The following is a 15,962-nucleotide window of genomic DNA, read 5'->3' as shown; positions in this document are numbered from 1 at the left end:
CTCTGCCCTTGTGGCTCTGCCCTTGTGGCTCTGCCCTTGTGGCTCTGCCCTTGTGGCGAGGGAGCTTGCTCCCGCTGGGGCGCAACGCGCCCCCAAGAGGGCCTGCTGCGCAGTCCAGCGGGAGCAAGCTCCCTCGCCACAAATTTCCTCACCATCGATTCCTTTGCCACAAATTCCCTTGCCACAAGGCGGCGGTGATCAGCGGGCCTCGATGCGGAACCCCAACCGCGGAAAGTGCACATGCACCACCCCGGCCCGCGCGTCTTCGCGGCGCAGGATCAGTTCCTCGAGGCCGGCAAACACCAGTTCCCCCTCCACCGGATCGACCCCGTAGTCCGTCGCGGCAATCGTCACCCGCTGCCCGGCCACGAACCCGTTCGGATCGGTGAACGCCTCGTCCGGCAACGCGGCCGGTGTCGCATTGCGCGCGACCTCCAGCGCCTCCTCGGCACTCATCTCGCTCGCCGCGCCATGACCGAAGCCCAGCACCCGCCCCAACCACGCGCTCACCGCCGGGTAGGCGTCCACCAGCGGCGCCGTCACATGACTGGCCTTGAGGAACCACAGCGGATGGGCCATGGCGAAGTCCGCCACCGACGGTTCGCCGAACAGGAAGTCGCCCTGCTCGCGCTGCAGTTGCTGCTCCAGGCGCGCCATGAGGGTCGGCCACTGATGCTTGGCCTGTTCGGCAGGCAACCTCGCCGCGCTGCCGCCGCTGAACAGCCCGGCCCGGTCGGCCATGAACGCCTTGATCGCCTCCGGCGGCAACTTGCCGAAGCGCGCCGCCACCGACTCCGGCTGGAACACCAGGCTGACCGCGTGCGGAAACACCACCGAGTCGGCCCACGCGGCGAACCCGGCGACGACCATTTCCTGCCCCTCGGGGAAAAACGCCGGCAAGGCCTTTTCCTGCTCCAGGCGCCGGGCGATCAGGGCGGTGTCGCAATAGATGTCCGCGCCGACCTGCAGCACCGGCGTCTTGCGGTAGCCGCCGGTGAGGGCGGTCAGATCCGGCTTGGGCATCACCGGCGAGATGTGCACCGAACGCCAGGACAATCCCTTGAAACCCAAGAGCAGCCGGGCCTTTTCGGCGAATGGGGACGCGGGGTAATGGTGAAGGATCAACTCGGACATGCTCGGCTCCGCCGCACAGTAGGTGAATCCGCAGCTTAGCCTGCATTCGGATGGCAGCCTACGGATGCGGGCGGCGGGAACCGATCAGTCAGATTGATAAGACGCCACCAGACACTCCTTGGCGCTTTTCCTGAGTTTCTTGATCAGCCGCTCCTGGCGCAGCGCATCGCCCTTGTCCCGGCAGCGCTCGGTGTAGACCAGCGCCATCGCCGGGCTGGACAGGAAGAACCGCGCGCCCTTGCCGCTCTGGTGCTTGGCGAAGCGACGCACCGGATCGTCGCTGATCCCGCAGTACAGCGACCCGTTGGCCGCGCGGACGAGGTAGACGAACCAGGCCTTGGCCGCAGGCGCATCGGTGTCGACAGGGTTTTCGCTCAAGGTGGTCACGGGGAGATCGCAGGCGTGTGGGAAACAGCCCGCGATCTTATCAGCGGCCGGCCTGGAATGCCTTCAGCCCTTTGAGCGCCTGCGCACGCACGGCGTTGGCCACCAGCGGCGTCCAGCCCAGCAGCAGGCCCTTGAAGCCCAAGGCCTGGCGCGACCAGCGCCACAGGTCGAAACGGTCGTGGTGCTCGCAGATCTTGCCGTCGCGGAACACGAAGCGCGCCTGGATGTCGTTGACCACCGTGTTGCCGGTCTGGCTGAACAGGTAGGTCGCCACCCAGTGGGCGCCGCCGCTGCGCTCGTCGGCGCGGACGTTGTCGAAGGTCAGGGAGAAATCCTTGGCGCGGGTGGTGAGCATGCGCCACATGTCGCCGGCGTCGCGGCCGCGCAACTCACCGAAGGCCGGATCGCTGAACACCACGTCATCGGTGTAGCAGGCGGCCATGGCCTCGGCGTCGAGGCGCTGGAAGGCCTGGTAGAAACGGGTGATCACGGCGCTGTTGGCTTCACTCACGGGCAAACTCCATGCTTAAGGACACAATGCCAGCACGATAGTCTGCAAACGGGCGAAACACTATCGGCATTCGCACGCCGAATACCGGCAAAACACCTGTGGGAGCCAGCCTGCTGGCGATGAGGCCGGCAGTCCCGTCATCTGCGGACCTCTCGCACCGCCATCGCGAGCAGGCTCGCTCACACATGGGCTTGCGGCGCGGCGGGAACGGTGGGAGCCAGCCTGCTGGCGATGGCGTCCGTAAAGACGCCACCGGGCCACGGGTTCAGATCTTCTCGCTCTGCACCTGCACGTACAGCGCCCGGCCGGCGCCGAGGCCGGCGAGAATGGCGCCCGCGCCGACGATGCCGAAGATCCAGCCCACCGCGTTCCAGCCGCCGGTCCAGTCGTGCACCACGCCGACCGCGAACGGCCCCATCGACGCCAGGGTGTAGCCGAAGCCCTGGGACATGCTCGACAGGTTGGCCGCCACGTGGGAATCCCGCGAGCGCAGCACGATCAGCGTCAGCGCCAGGCTGAATGTGCCGCCCTGCCCCAGGCCCAGCAGGATCGCCCAGCCCCACAGGCCTTCGATCGGCGCATAGAGGCAGCCGAACAGGCCGCCGAGGGTCAGTGCCATCACCACCACGATCGCCAGGCGCTGATCCTTGCCGCGGGTGGCCAGCCACGGCGCGGCCAGGGAGCTGGCGAGCTGGATGATCACCGAGCCGGACAGCACCAGGCCGGCCTGGGTCGGCGTCAGGCCCCGGCCGATCAGGATCGACGGCAGCCAGCCGAACACGATGTAGGCCAGCGACGATTGCAGGCCCATGTACAGGGTCACCTGCCAGGCCAGCGGATCGCGCAGCAGGCCGCGCACGCGGTAGGCGACGTGGTGCGCCCCCTGCTTCTGCCCCACCTGCGGCAGCCAGAACAGCGCCGCCGCCAGCGCCGGCACCACCCAGAAGCCCAGCCCCAGCGCCCAGCTGTCGCCGAAGTGCTGGCTCAGCGGCACGGTCGAGCCCGCCGCCATCGCCGCCCCCAGGCACAGCGCCATGGTGTAGACGCCGGTCATGGTGCCGGCGTGCCTGGCGAAGTCGCGCTTGACGATGCCCGGCAGCAGCACGCCGATGATGCCGATGCTGGCGCCGCCCAGCACGCTGCCGGTGAACAGGCCGACGGCACCGAAGTTGCTCCGCAGGAGGATGCCGCAGGCCAGGGTCAGCAGAATCCCCAGCACCACCCGCTCGGCGCCGAACCGCCGGGCCAGCACCGGCGCCAGCGGGGCGAACAGCCCCAGGCACAGCACCGGCAAGGTGGTCAGCAGCCCGGCCTGGGCCGCCGACAGGCCGAGGCTCTTCGACACCTCGCCCAGCAGCGGCGCCATGCTCGACAGCGCCGGGCGCAGGTTCAGCGCCACCAGGATCAGCCCCAGCAGCAACAGCCACGGGCGGCGCACCGGCGGATGGCTTTGCTGCACCTGCGCGTCGTCGGCCTCGGCGTCGATCAGCAGCTCTTCGAGCTCGGCCGTGCGTTTGGAAGGTGTGGACAACTCGCTGCGGGACATGGGTTTCTCGGTTTCAAGGTTCATTGATCAACTGCCTCGACAGGGCTTTGGCCCGCTCCGGGTCGCGCTGTTCGACGGCATCGAGCAAGGCGATGTGCAGGTCGAACACTTCCTGGCGGCGCGGGACGATGTTCAGGGTCTGGCGCAGTTGCGCGCCGACGATGCTGGAGAAATAGCGGTACAGCTCGCTGAGGGTGGGGTTGTGCGCGGCGTCCACCAGGCGGCGGTGGAACACCAGGTCGCAGGCGATGTAGGTGTCCAGGTCGCCGTGGTAGTGGCAGCCGCTGACGCCGAGCGCCTCGCGCAATGCCGCCAGGTCTTCGTCGGTGCGGCGCAGCGCCGCCAGACCGATGGCTTCGACTTCCAGGATGTGCCGGGTTTCCCGCGCCTGATCCAGGGAGCAGCGCGACAGCGCCTTGAGCGCGTCCAGCGGATCGACCGCCGCCCGCAGGTAGCTGCCGTCGCCCTGGCGGATCTCGATCAGCCCGGAGAACGCCAGCACGCGCATGGCTTCGCGCACCGTGTTGCGGCTGATGCCCAGCTCGGCGCACAGCTCGGGTTCGGTCGGCAGGCGCTGGCCGACCGTCCACACGCCGTCGTTGATGCGCTGGCGCAGTTGATCCACGGCCTGATCGACCAGGGAGCGCTTGATCAGTGGTGAGGTGTCTGACATGGAATTCGCCCTGTCATCCAATCATGGGATGAATTTTTCGGACATGGTAATGAACCGTCTCCGAGAGGACAACCCTTGGTCCAGCCAGGGGGGCCCTCACCGACGCCATCGCCAGCAGGCTGGCTCCCACAGGTTTTTGCGGCGAGCAGAGAGTCCGCCAGCACCGCAATTCCCTGTGGGAGCGGGCTTGCCCGCGATGAGGCCGGCCTATCCGACACCCCGGCGCCTGCCCCACCGCCATCGCCGGCAGGCTGGCTCCCACAGGTCAAAAACACCGGGCAAAAATAAACCCGGAACACGTCCGGGTTCATTTCACCGCCAGCCGTCGATCAGTGCAGGATCTGGCTGAGGAACAGCTTGGTGCGGTCGTTCTGCGGGTTGTCGAAGAAGTCGTTCGGCGCGGCCTGTTCGACGATTTCGCCCTTGTCCATGAAGATCACGCGGTTGGCCACGGTGCGGGCGAAGCCCATTTCGTGGGTCACGCAGAGCATGGTCATGCCGTCTTCGGCCAGGCCGATCATGGTGTCGAGCACTTCCTTCACCATTTCCGGGTCGAGGGCCGAGGTCGGCTCGTCGAACAGCATGATCTTCGGTTTCATGCACAGCGCGCGGGCGATCGCCACACGCTGCTGCTGGCCGCCGGACAGCTGCCCCGGGTACTTGTTCGCCTGCTCCGGAATGCGCACGCGCTCCAGGTAGTGCATGGCGATTTCCTCGGCCTTGCGCTTGGGCATCTTGCGCACCCACATCGGCGCCAGCGTGCAGTTCTGCAGGATGGTCAGGTGCGGGAACAGATTGAAGTGCTGGAACACCATGCCGACTTCGCGGCGGATCGCTTCGATCTGCTTGAGGTCGTTGGTCAGCTCCGTGCCGTCGACCACGATGCGGCCCTGCTGGTGCTCTTCCAGTCGGTTGAGGCAGCGGATGGTGGTGGACTTGCCCGAACCGGACGGGCCGCACAGCACGATGCGCTCGCCCTGCCGCACGTTGAGGTTGATGTCCTTGAGCACGTGGAACTGGCCGTACCACTTGTTCACGCCCTGCATCTGGATGATGCCTTCGGCGCCCGCAGGCTTCTTGATTGCTTCGCTCATTTACAGAGAACTCCTAACGCTTGTGGCCGGTGTCGAGCTTGCGTTCCAAATGCATGGAATAGCGCGACATGCCAAAACAGAAAATCCAGAACACCAGGGCGGCGAACACGTAGCCTTCGGTGGCCATGCCCAGCCATTTCGGATCGGCGGCGGCCTGCTTGACGCTGTTGAGCAGGTCAAAGAGGCCGATGATGATCACAAGGCTGGTGTCCTTGAACAAAGCGATGAAGGTGTTGACGATGCCGGGGATCACCAGCTTCAGGGCCTGCGGCAGGATCACCAGGCCCATCGCGCGCCAGTAGCCCAGGCCCATCGCGGCCGCGGCTTCGTACTGGCCCTTGGGGATCGCCTGCAGGCCGCCGCGCACCACCTCGGCCACGTAGGCCGACTGGAACAGGATCACGCCGATCAGCGCCCGCAGCAGCTTGTCGAAGTTCATGCCTTCGGGCAGGAACAGCGGCAGCATCACCGAGGACATGAACAGCACCGTGATCAGCGGCACGCCGCGCCAGAACTCGATGAAGGTCACGCAGACCACGCGGATCGCCGGCAGGTTGGAACGCCGGCCCAGCGCCAGGAGGATCCCCAGCGGCAGCGCGCCGGCGATGCCGACGGTGGCGATCACCAGGGTCAGCATCAGGCCGCCCCACTGGCTGGTGGCGACGGTGGCCAGGCCGAACACGCCGCCGTGCAGCAGGCACCAGGCGATGATCGGGTAGACGACCAGGAAGCTCAGGCCGTAGATCGCCTTGTGCGGGAAGCGCGAGATGAACAGCGGCGCCACGCCGATGACCGCCAGCCACACGGTCAGATCCACGCGCCAGCGCAGTTCGGCCGGGTAGTAGCCGTACATGAACTGGCCGAAGCGCTGCTGGATGAACACCCAGCAGGCGCCTTCCTTGGTGCAGTCGGCGCGGGTGGTGCCGACCCAGTTGGCGTCCAGGATCGCCCAGTTGATCAGCGGCGGCACCACGAGGTAGATCAGGTAGAACGCGAACAGGGTCAGCAGGGTGTTGAGCCAGCTGGAGAACATGTTGGCGCGCATCCACGCCACCACGCCGATGCTGCTGCTCGGCGGGGGCATGTCGGGTTTGAAGGTATGAGTGCTCATGCGCTTTTCCTTACCGCTCGATCAGCGCAATGCGCTTGTTGTACCAGTTCATCAGCAGGGAAATGCTGATGCTGATCGCCAGGTACACGCTCATGGTGATGGCGATCACCTCGATGGCCTGGCCGGTCTGGTTGAGGACGGTGCCGGCGAACAGCGAAACCATTTCCGGGTAGCCGATGCCGGCCGCCAGGGACGAGTTCTTCGCCAGGTTCAGGTATTGGCTGGTCAGCGGCGGGATGATCACCCGCAGCGCCTGGGGAATGATCACCTTGCGCAGGGTCGGGCCGTTGCGCAGGCCCAGCGAACGGGCCGCTTCGGTCTGGCCGTGGCTGACCGACTTGATCCCCGAACGCACGATCTCGGCGATGAACGCCGCGGTGTACACGGTCAGGGCCAGGGTCAGCGCCAGCAGTTCAGGGATGAGCACCCAGCCGCCGACGAAGTTGAAGCCCTTGAGCTGCGGCATCTCCCAGTGCAGCGGCGAGCCGAAGATCAGCGCGCACACGGCCGGGATCACCAGGAACAGGGCCAGGCCGACCCAGAACTTGTGGAACGGCTCGCCGGTCTCCTCGAAGCGCTTGGTGGCCCAGCGGCTCATGAACACGATGGCGACGATGGCCACCACGATGCTGACCGCGAACGGCCAGAAGCCGTCGGCGATCTGCGCCGCCGGCATGTTCAGGCCCCGGCTGCTGATGAAGAAGGTGTCGCCGAAGTTGTGGCTGTTGCGCGGCCCCGGCATGGTCAGGAACACCGCGAAGTACCAGAACAGGATCTGCAGCAGCGGCGGGATGTTGCGGAAGGTTTCCACATACACGGTCGCCAGTTTGCTGATGATCCAGTTCGGCGACAGCCGCGCCACACCGATGATGAAGCCCAGCAGGGTTGCCAGGATCACGCCGATGAAGGTCACCAGCAGGGTGTTGAGCAGGCCGATCACGAACACCCGTGCGTAACTGTCCGCTTCGGTGTAGGAGATCAGGTGCTGAGCGATGCCGAAACCGGCGCTGCGCTCGAGAAAGTCGAAACCGGACGTGATGCCCCGGTGTTGAAGGTTGGTCTGGGTGTTGTCGAACAGGTACCAGCCCATCGAGACCACCGCCACCACGGTGATGATCTGAAACAGCCACGCACGCACTCGTGGATCGCTGAGGCTGAGCCTCTGCTTTGGTGCGCCGATTGAATTTTGCATGAAGTGCCCCGGAAAAAACTGGAACAGAACGTCACCCGGCGGTTGGCCCGCCGGGTGACAGAACCATTAGCGCACCGGTGGTGCGTACTGAATGCCGCCGGCGTTCCACAGCGCATTCAGGCCACGGTCGATTTCCAGCGGGGTGCTCTTGCCGAGGTTTTTCTCGAAGATCTCACCGTAGTTGCCGACCTGGGAAACGATCTTGACGACCCAATCCTTAGGCAGCTTCAGGTCCTTGCCGTACTCGCCGTCGGCGCCCAGCAGGCGGGCGACGTCCGGGTTCTTGGTGGACTTGGCTTCTTCCAGCACGTTTTTCGAGGTGACGCCGGCCTCTTCGGTGTTGAGCAGCGCGTAGCCGACCCAACGCACGATCGCCAGCCACTCGTCGTCGCCGTTGCGCACGACCGGGCCCAGAGGCTCCTTGGAGATGGTTTCCGGCAGCACCACGTAGTCCTTCGGCGAAGCCAGCTTGCTGCGCTGGGCGAACAGCTGGGACTTGTCGGAGGTCAGCACGTCGCAACGGCCGGACTCCAGCGACTTGGCGCTTTCGTCGGAGGTGTCGAAGGTGATCGGGGTGTACTTCAGGCCGTTGGCGCGGAAGTAGTCGGAGACGTTCAGCTCGGTGGTGGTGCCGGCCTGGATGCAGATGGTGGCGCCGTCCAGTTCCTTGGCGCTCTTCACGCCCAGCTTGTTGTTGGCCAGGAAGCCCACGCCGTCGTAGTAGGTGATGAAGCCCGGGAATTTCAGGCCCATGCCCGCGTCACGGGAGCTGGTCATGGTGGTGTTGCGCGACAGGATGTCGATTTCGCCCGACTGCAGCGCAGTGAAGCGTTCCTTGGCGTTCAACTGGCTGAACTTGACCTTGTTCGCATCGCCGAACACGGCAGCGGCCACCGCGCGGCAGACGTCGGCGTCGATGCCGATGATCTTGCCGGTGGAGTCCGGTACGGAGAAGCCCGGCAGGCCGTCGCTCACGCCGCACTGCACGAAGCCCTTCTTCTGCACCGCATCCAGGGTTGCACCCGCCTGAGCGAACCCGCTGACGCCGAGGACTGCCGCAGCAGTCACGACCGCCAGAGTGGTTTTCAACATCTTCATTCAAACCTCCAGTTTTGCTCTTGTTGTGTCGGAGCTTGAGTCTTGTCGCACCCTTTTGAGGCGTTGTTGACCCGTGTTGGCTTTTTATGGGGTCAACCGACGTAGGACCTTAGCTATGAGTCTAGTAGGAGAAAATCCACATAATGGACAACCTCACTTCTCACCAGTCGGCCGAACGGGCTGTAGCCCTTTCACGTTCGCTAAGCCCGTAGCGGCCTCTGGCGAACATCCATCACCGGATTCTTTACTGTCCCGTCCCCGTGCGTTCACTGATAGTGTTACCGCCGGGCGCGAGAACGATTGCACGCCTAGCTCATAGCAAAGCCCGTACCACACCGCCCCTCGAGGCGATGGAGCGACAGGTCAATAGCAAAACTTGTAACCTTGCGACATCTTCTTAACGGATAACCCTGGCGCGCACACGGATCACGCACCCGATGAGCGCGCCCGCACCCAATTGGAGCAGCCATGACCGAGCCCTTGATTCTTCAGCCCGAAAAGACCGCGGACGCCTGCGTGATCTGGCTGCATGGCCTTGGCGCCGACCGCTACGACTTCCTGCCGGTGGCCGAGGCGCTGCAGGAAACCCTGCTGACCACCCGTTTCGTCCTGCCCCAGGCGCCGACCCGCGCCGTGACGATCAATGGCGGATATGCCATGCCCAGCTGGTACGACATCAAGGCGATGACCCCGGCCCGGGCCATCGACCGCGATCAGCTGGAAGCGTCCGCCGAGCATGTCATCGAACTGATCGAATCGCAGAAAGCCTCCGGGATAGACGCCTCGCGGATTTTCCTCGCCGGGTTTTCCCAAGGGGGCGCAGTGGTCTATCACACCGCATTCCTGAAATGGCAGGGGCCGTTGGGCGGCGTGCTGGCGCTTTCGACGTACGCACCGACCTTCAGCGACGAACTGGAGCTGTCCGCCAGCCAGCAGCGCGTTCCCGTGCTGGCACTGCACGGCCAGTTCGACAACGTGGTGCAGAACTCGATGGGACGTACGGCGTACGAGTACCTGAAGGCCCATGGTGTCACCGTGACATGGCAGGAATACCCAATGGAGCACGAAGTGTTACCCGAGGAAATCCGCGACATCGCCGTGTGGCTGGGCGAACGCCTGCGCTGATCGATTCCGCGACTGCCGCCGCACGCCGCCGGCCCTTTGATCGTCCCACTACGCCGCGCCCGATTCTTGCATTACACTGGCCGGCGTACATTCCTTAACCAATTGATGAGATGACCGTGCTCAAAGCACTCAAGAAAATGTTCGGCAAAAGCGAGGCTGAGCAGCTCGCGCCCGCCGCCGGCGCACCGGCGCCCGCTTCCGGCCCCCGCGGCGACGTCCGCCAGGCCGACCGCCCCGCTCCCGCCGCGGCCGCCACCCCCGAACCGACGCCGGCTCCCGCAGCCGCCAAGGCCAGCGAGCCGGCCCGCAGCGAAACCCCGAAACCGGCCCGGCCCCGCCGCGAACCCAAGCCCAAGGCCCCGGTGATCCCCTGGAAACTCGAGGACTTCGTCGTCGAACCCCAGGAAGGCAAGACCCGCTTCCACGACTTCCGGCTCGCCCCGGAACTGATGCACGCCATCCAGGACCTGGGCTTCCCTTATTGCACGCCGATCCAGGCCCAGGTGCTGGGTTACACCCTCGCCGGCAAGGACGCCATCGGCCGTGCCCAGACCGGCACCGGCAAGACCGCCGCATTCCTGATCTCGACCATCACCCAACTGCTCCAGACCCCGCCGCCGAAAGAGCGCTACATGGGCGAGCCGCGGGCGCTGATCATCGCCCCGACCCGCGAACTGGTGGTGCAGATCGCCAAGGACGCGCAGGACCTGACCAAGTACACCGGCCTGAACGTGATGAGCTTCGTCGGCGGCATGGACTTCGACAAGCAGCTCAAGCAGCTCGAAGCCCGCCACTGCGACATCCTGGTCGCCACGCCGGGCCGCCTGCTGGACTTCAACCAGCGCGGCGACGTGCACCTGGACATGGTCGAGGTGCTGGTGCTGGACGAGGCCGACCGCATGCTAGACATGGGCTTCATCCCGCAGGTGCGGCAGATCATCCGCCAGACCCCGCCCAAGAGCGAACGCCAGACCCTGCTGTTCTCCGCCACCTTCACCGACGACGTGATGAACCTGGCCAAGCAGTGGACCACCGATCCGGCCATCGTCGAGATCGAGGCCGAGAACGTGGCCAACGCCAACGTCGAACAGCACATCTATGCGGTCGCCAGCGCCGACAAGTACAAGCTGCTGTACAACCTGGTCAACGACAACGGCTGGGAGCGGGTGATGGTGTTCGCCAACCGCAAGGACGAAGTGCGGCGCATCGAGGAACGCCTGGTGCGCGACGGCGTCAACGCCGCGCAGCTGTCCGGCGACGTGCCGCAGCACAAGCGCATCAAGACCCTGGAAGGCTTTCGCGAAGGCAAGATCCGCGTGCTGGTGGCCACCGACGTGGCCGGTCGCGGCATCCACATCGACGGCATCAGCCACGTGATCAACTTCACCCTGCCGGAAGTGCCGGACGACTACGTGCACCGCATCGGCCGCACCGGCCGGGCCGGCGCCGACGGCGTGTCGATCAGCTTCGCCGGCGAGGACGACTCCTACCAGCTACCGTCCATCGAGGCGCTGCTGGGCCGCAAGATCAGCTGCGAAATGCCGCCGACCCACCTGCTGCGGGCGGTCGAGCGCAAGCGGCCGCACTGAGCGACCCCATGAGAAAGGCGCAGCCGGCGACGGACTGCGCCTTTTTTTTCGCCCGGAGATTGCCGACAAGATATAAAAGTCCATAATAGACAAATTAGTTTAACAACAATCCCGGAGCCCGACATGACCTGCACGCCCCATGTGATCGACCAAACCCAGGCCCGCGCGCTGCTGGCCCGGCTCGACGTGCCGCAGATCATGCGCAAGCTGTTCCGTGACCTCGCCGCCGGGCAGGCGGTGCAACCGGCGCAGCAACTGGTGGAGTTTCCCCAGGGCGCCGGGGATTTCATCAACTACCTGGGCGTGCTGGCCGAGGACGGCGTGTACGGGGTCAAGACCTCGCCGTACATCGTCCGCGAACAGGGCCCGCTGGTGACCGCCTGGACGCTGCTGATGTCGATGCAGACCGGCCAGCCGCTGCTGCTGTGCGACGCCGGCGAACTGACCACCGCCCGCACCGCCGCCACCACCGCCGTGGCGGTCGATGCCCTGGCCCCGGCGCACGTCCGGCGCCTGGCGATCATCGGCAGCGGCAAGGTCGCCCAGGCCCATCTGGAATACGTCAAGGCGCTGCGCGACTGGCAGCACATCAGCCTGTACGCGCCGAGCCTCGCCGATGAGCCGGCGACCGTCGCCCGCTTCAAGGCCCTCGACCCGCGCCTGACCGTGGCCGACAGCCGCGAAGCCGCCGTCGCCGGGGCGGACGTGATCCTGCTCTGCACTTCATCTGCGGGACCTGTGATCGATCCGGCCAGCCTGGGCAAGCCGGCGCTGATCACCTCGATCAGCACCAACGCGCCCCGCGCCCATGAGGTGCCGCCGCACAGCCTCAACGACATGCAGGTGTTCTGCGACTATCGCCAGACCACTCCGGGCTCGGCGGGCGAAATGCTGATCGCCGCCGAACGGCACGGCTGGGACCGCACCGAGATCGTCGGCGACCTGGCCGACCTGCTCAGCGGCCAGGTGCAGCGTCCCGACTACGGGCGCCATGTGTTCTTCCGTTCCATCGGCCTGGGGCTGGAGGACATCGCCCTGGCCAATGCGGTCTATCGCCTGCAACCCTGACACCGCAATCCCTGTGCTTCGGTGCGGCGGTTGCGCCGTCATCGCCAGCAGGCTGGCTCCCACAGGGTTCTCGGCATCCTTCAAAATTGCGTCAACACTGGAGACCTTCATGAGCCAGGCAGATTTCATCATCATCGGCGGCGGCATCGCCGGCGCGTCCACCGGTTTCTGGCTGTCGCCCCACGGCAAGGTGGTCGTGCTGGAGCGCGAGTCGCACCCGGCCTACCACTCCACCGGCCGCTCCGCCGCCCTGTTCACCGCCGCCTACGGCACCCCGCAGGTGCGGGCGCTGACCCAGGCCAGCCGTGACTTCTTCGATGCCCCGCCGAGCGGCTTCTGCGAGCACCCGCTGCTGACCCCGCGCGGCGAAATGACCGTGGACTTCACCGGCGACCCCGCCGAACTGAACAACCAATACCTCGGCGCCAAGGCCACGGTGCCGCAGATGCAACTGCTCAGCGCCGACGAGGCCTGCACGCGGCTGCCGATCCTGCGCCGGGAGAAAGTCCACGGCGCGATCTACGACCCCACCGCCAGCGACATCGACACCGACGCCCTGCACCAGGGCTACCTGCGCGGCATCCGCCGCAACAACGGCCAGGTGCACACCGACTGCGAAGTGCTGGGCCTGACCCGCGACGCCGACGGCCTGTGGCAGGTGCAGACCAACGGCCAGACCTTCAGCGCCCCCGTGGTGATCAACGCCGCCGGGGCCTGGGCCGACAAGGTCGGCACGCTCGCCGGCGCCGCGCCGCTGGGCCTGCAGCCCAAACGCCGGGCCGCGTTCATCTTCGCCGGCCCCGAAGGCGTGGACATCCATCACTGGCCGATGCTGGTCAGCCTCGACGAGTCGTTCTACATGAAGCCCGACGCCGGCATGTTCCTCGGTTCGCCGGCCAACGCCGACCCCGTCGAACCCCACGACGTGCAGCCCGAAGAGCTGGACATCGCCATGGGCATCTACCAGATCGAGGAAGCCACCACCCTGACCATCCGCCGCCCGACCCGCACCTGGGCCGGCCTGCGCAGCTTCGTGGCCGACGGCGACCTGCTGGCCGGCTTCGACCCGCAGGTGCCGGGGCTGTTCTGGGTCGCGGCCCAGGGCGGCTACGGCATCCAGACCTCGCCGGCCATGGGCCAGGCCAGCGCGGCGCTGGTGCGCGGCCTGCCGTTGCCCGAACAGCTGGGCCGGTTCGGCCTGACCGCCGCCATGCTGTCCCCCGCCCGCCTCGCCTGAGCGGCCGTGCGGATGACGCGCCCGACGGATTGCGGCACACTCGCAGCGCCCCCTGCCCACGGGGGCGTTGACGTTGCCTGGAGCTCCACTGACATGACCGCCCCCGAACCTTCACCTGTGCCGAACGACGCCGCGATGGACAACTACCGCGCCATCGCCGACGCCATCGCCACGCTGTTCTTCCCCCACGCCGAAGTGGTGCTGCACGACCTGCGCACGCAGAAGGTCGACTACATCGCCAACAACCTGTCGAAACGGGACATCGGCGACGACTCGGCGCTGGAGGACATGCTCGGCGACGACGCCGGCGAGCGGAACATCGGCCCGTACGAGAAGCTCAACTGGGACGGCCAGAAGATCCGCAGCCTGAGCACGGTGCTGCGCGACGGCCAGGGACAGCCGCTGGCGGTGCTGTGCATCAACCTGAACATTTCCCTGTTCGAGAACGCCAAGGCGGCGCTGGATCTGTTCCTGTCGCCGAGCAAACTGATCCCGCAGCCGGACTCGCTGTTCCGCGACGACTGGCAAGAGCGGATCAACACCTTCCTGCACAGCTGGCTGCGCGAGCGGCAACTGAGCCTGAACGTGCTGACCCGCGACCACAAGCGCGAGCTGGTGCTGGCCCTGCACGCCGAGGGCGCCTTCAAGGGCAAGAGCGCCTCGAACTACGTGGCCAATGTGCTGAACATGGGGCGGGCGACGGTGTACAAGCACCTGAAGGAACTGAAGGGCTGAAGATTGGCGCAGGCTGCTCCGGCCTCATCGCTGGCAGGCCAGCTCCCACAGAGTCCGCGCCGTACACAAAACAGGTGATCGCCGCTGAACCTGTGGGAGACCGGCGCAGGCTGCTCCGGCCTCATCGCTGGCAAGCCAGCTCCCACAGGTTCAGCGGCGATCACATAGTCTGTGTACGGCGCGGACACTGTGGGAGCCAGCCTGCTGGCGATGACGTCAGTAAGGCCGCCGTAGATGTCAGACTTGAAAAAATCTCGGAAATATCCCACAGGTTCAGCGGCGGTCACATGGTTTGTGTACGGCGCGAACACTGTGGGAGCCAGCCTGCTGGCGATGGCGGACGGTCAGTCGCCGTAGATGTCGGACTTGAAGTACTTCTCGGAGATCTTCTGGTACTCGCCGCTGGCGCGGATCCCGTCGATGGCGCTGTTCAGCTGGCTGACCAGCTCGGCGTTGCCCTTGCGCACCGCGATCCCCGCGCCCTCGCCCACGTACTTCGGATCCTTGAGCTCCGGCCCGACGAACGCATAGCCCTTGCCGCGCGGCATCGACAGGAAGTCGGTCAGCGGGATGGTGTCGGCGAAGATCGCATCGAGGCGTCCGGCCGCCAGGTCCATGTAGATCTCTTCGTTGTTGCCGTAGCGCTTGACAGTGATGCCCTTTGGCTCGAACACCTCGGTGGCGTAGCGGTCGGTGGTGGTCGCGCGCTGCACGCCGACGGTCTTGCCCTTGAGGCTGGCGTACTGGTCATCGACGACCGCGCCTTCCTTCATCACCAGCCGCGAGGAGGTGAAGTAGTACTTGTGGGTGAAGTCCACCGACTTCTTGCGGTCTTCATTGATGGTCATGGACGACAGCGCCATGTCGATCTTCTTCACTTTCAGCGAAGGGATCAGGCCGTCGAATTCACCCTCGACCCACACGCACTTGACCTGCATCTGCGCGCACAGGGCATTGCCGATGTCGTAGTCGAAACCGACGATCTCGCCCTTGTCGGTCTTGGAGGCGAACGGCGGGTAGGCCGCCTCGATGCCGATGCGCAAGGTCTTCTCGGCGGCGAAGGCGCTGGTGCACGCCAACAGGCTCAGCGCCAGACCGGTGATGAGGGGGAGTTTCTTCATGTTCGTTCTCTCGCGGTTGTTGTTGGTTTGGCAAGACAGGAGAAAGAGCTGAAACGGGGGGAACGCCTTTTTTGTACTTATGAATCCATACTGGACTTTTATGTACACAGCGTCAATCGGGCAGAAGGGGTCGCATCCGGCCGGTGGTCGGGTGGTGAATCAGGGGTGATGGCGGTGCTGCAGAGGGCGCCATCGCCAGCAGGCTGGCTCTCGCAAACAACTTACGACTGCTTCGCAGCCGAGCGCGAGCAAGCTCGCTCGCCACAATGCACATCACTTCCGTGGCGAGGGAGCTTGCTCCCGCTGGGCTGCGCAGCGGCCCCAAAACACCTGCCGCGATC

The 15,962-nt window shown here is 65.7% G+C and carries 15 protein-coding genes; 5 read left to right on the top strand and 10 right to left on the bottom strand.

What is annotated here, in order from left to right; translation table 11 throughout:
- Positions 1 to 198: 198 nt before the first annotated feature.
- The 9 genes from ACIP0B_RS02440 to ACIP0B_RS02400 form a co-directional block, all read right to left on the bottom strand.
- Positions 199 to 1,134 (bottom strand): glutathione S-transferase family protein, encoded by a 936-nt coding sequence (locus tag ACIP0B_RS02440; RefSeq protein ID WP_400829541.1) that lies wholly within the window; start codon positions 1,132 to 1,134, stop codon positions 199 to 201.
- Between the two features lie 84 nt (positions 1,135 to 1,218).
- Complete coding sequence (locus ACIP0B_RS02435; protein WP_085631621.1) at positions 1,219 to 1,521, bottom strand: GIY-YIG nuclease family protein; 303 nt, start codon at positions 1,519 to 1,521, stop codon at positions 1,219 to 1,221.
- A gap of 40 nt (positions 1,522 to 1,561) precedes the next feature.
- On the bottom strand, positions 1,562 to 2,032 hold the full coding sequence (locus ACIP0B_RS02430; RefSeq protein ID WP_085578820.1) for a nuclear transport factor 2 family protein: 471 nt from the start codon (positions 2,030 to 2,032) through the stop codon (positions 1,562 to 1,564).
- Positions 2,033 to 2,297: 265 nt separating this feature from the next.
- Complete coding sequence (locus ACIP0B_RS02425) at positions 2,298 to 3,602, bottom strand: CynX/NimT family MFS transporter (protein WP_400829539.1); 1,305 nt, start codon at positions 3,600 to 3,602, stop codon at positions 2,298 to 2,300.
- Positions 3,592 to 4,251: a FadR/GntR family transcriptional regulator gene (locus tag ACIP0B_RS02420; RefSeq protein WP_085631623.1), complete on the bottom strand. Its 660-nt coding sequence runs from the start codon at positions 4,249 to 4,251 to the stop codon at positions 3,592 to 3,594. The genes ACIP0B_RS02425 and ACIP0B_RS02420 overlap by 11 nt, the downstream gene beginning before the upstream one ends.
- Positions 4,252 to 4,580: 329 nt before the next feature.
- Positions 4,581 to 5,345, bottom strand: coding sequence for an amino acid ABC transporter ATP-binding protein (locus ACIP0B_RS02415; protein WP_085578814.1), 765 nt, complete (start codon positions 5,343 to 5,345; stop codon positions 4,581 to 4,583).
- A 13-nt stretch (positions 5,346 to 5,358) separates the two neighbouring features.
- Positions 5,359 to 6,456 carry an amino acid ABC transporter permease gene (locus ACIP0B_RS02410; protein ID WP_400829538.1) on the bottom strand — a complete coding sequence of 366 codons (1,098 nt, stop codon included), beginning with the start codon at positions 6,454 to 6,456 and terminating at the stop codon, positions 5,359 to 5,361.
- Between the two features lie 10 nt (positions 6,457 to 6,466).
- Positions 6,467 to 7,648 carry an amino acid ABC transporter permease gene (locus ACIP0B_RS02405; protein ID WP_400829536.1) on the bottom strand — a complete coding sequence of 394 codons (1,182 nt, stop codon included), beginning with the start codon at positions 7,646 to 7,648 and terminating at the stop codon, positions 6,467 to 6,469.
- A 66-nt stretch (positions 7,649 to 7,714) separates the two neighbouring features.
- Entirely contained in the window at positions 7,715 to 8,746 is a 1,032-nt protein-coding gene (locus ACIP0B_RS02400; RefSeq protein ID WP_400829534.1) for an amino acid ABC transporter substrate-binding protein, read from the bottom strand.
- Between the two features lie 468 nt (positions 8,747 to 9,214).
- Here ACIP0B_RS02400 and ACIP0B_RS02395 point away from each other — a divergent pair, with 468 nt between their 5' ends.
- From ACIP0B_RS02395 to ACIP0B_RS02375, 5 genes are all read left to right on the top strand, one after another.
- On the top strand, positions 9,215 to 9,871 hold the full coding sequence (locus ACIP0B_RS02395) for an alpha/beta hydrolase (RefSeq protein WP_400829532.1): 657 nt from the start codon (positions 9,215 to 9,217) through the stop codon (positions 9,869 to 9,871).
- Between the two features lie 110 nt (positions 9,872 to 9,981).
- Positions 9,982 to 11,460 (top strand): ATP-dependent RNA helicase RhlB, encoded by a 1,479-nt coding sequence (gene rhlB, locus ACIP0B_RS02390; RefSeq protein WP_400829530.1) that lies wholly within the window; start codon positions 9,982 to 9,984, stop codon positions 11,458 to 11,460.
- A gap of 123 nt (positions 11,461 to 11,583) precedes the next feature.
- Positions 11,584 to 12,528: an ornithine cyclodeaminase family protein gene (locus ACIP0B_RS02385; protein ID WP_400829528.1), complete on the top strand. Its 945-nt coding sequence runs from the start codon at positions 11,584 to 11,586 to the stop codon at positions 12,526 to 12,528.
- Positions 12,529 to 12,637: 109 nt separating this feature from the next.
- On the top strand, positions 12,638 to 13,765 hold the full coding sequence (locus ACIP0B_RS02380) for an NAD(P)/FAD-dependent oxidoreductase (protein ID WP_400829526.1): 1,128 nt from the start codon (positions 12,638 to 12,640) through the stop codon (positions 13,763 to 13,765).
- A gap of 93 nt (positions 13,766 to 13,858) precedes the next feature.
- On the top strand, positions 13,859 to 14,500 hold the full coding sequence (locus tag ACIP0B_RS02375; RefSeq protein WP_085578800.1) for a transcriptional regulator: 642 nt from the start codon (positions 13,859 to 13,861) through the stop codon (positions 14,498 to 14,500).
- 344 nt (positions 14,501 to 14,844) lie between these two features.
- On the opposite strand, the gene ACIP0B_RS02370 is transcribed toward ACIP0B_RS02375, so the two are convergent.
- Positions 14,845 to 15,621, bottom strand: a complete 777-nt coding sequence (locus ACIP0B_RS02370; RefSeq protein ID WP_085578798.1) for an ABC transporter substrate-binding protein — start codon at positions 15,619 to 15,621, stop codon at positions 14,845 to 14,847.
- Positions 15,622 to 15,962: the final 341 nt, after the last annotated feature.

This window comes from Pseudomonas sp. NPDC089534 (assembly GCF_044749305.1).
GTDB lineage: Bacteria > Pseudomonadota > Gammaproteobacteria > Pseudomonadales > Pseudomonadaceae > Aquipseudomonas > Aquipseudomonas ekonensis.
The sequence above is the reverse complement of the archived record's forward strand: the minus strand, read 5'-3'. Positions and strand labels throughout refer to the sequence as shown.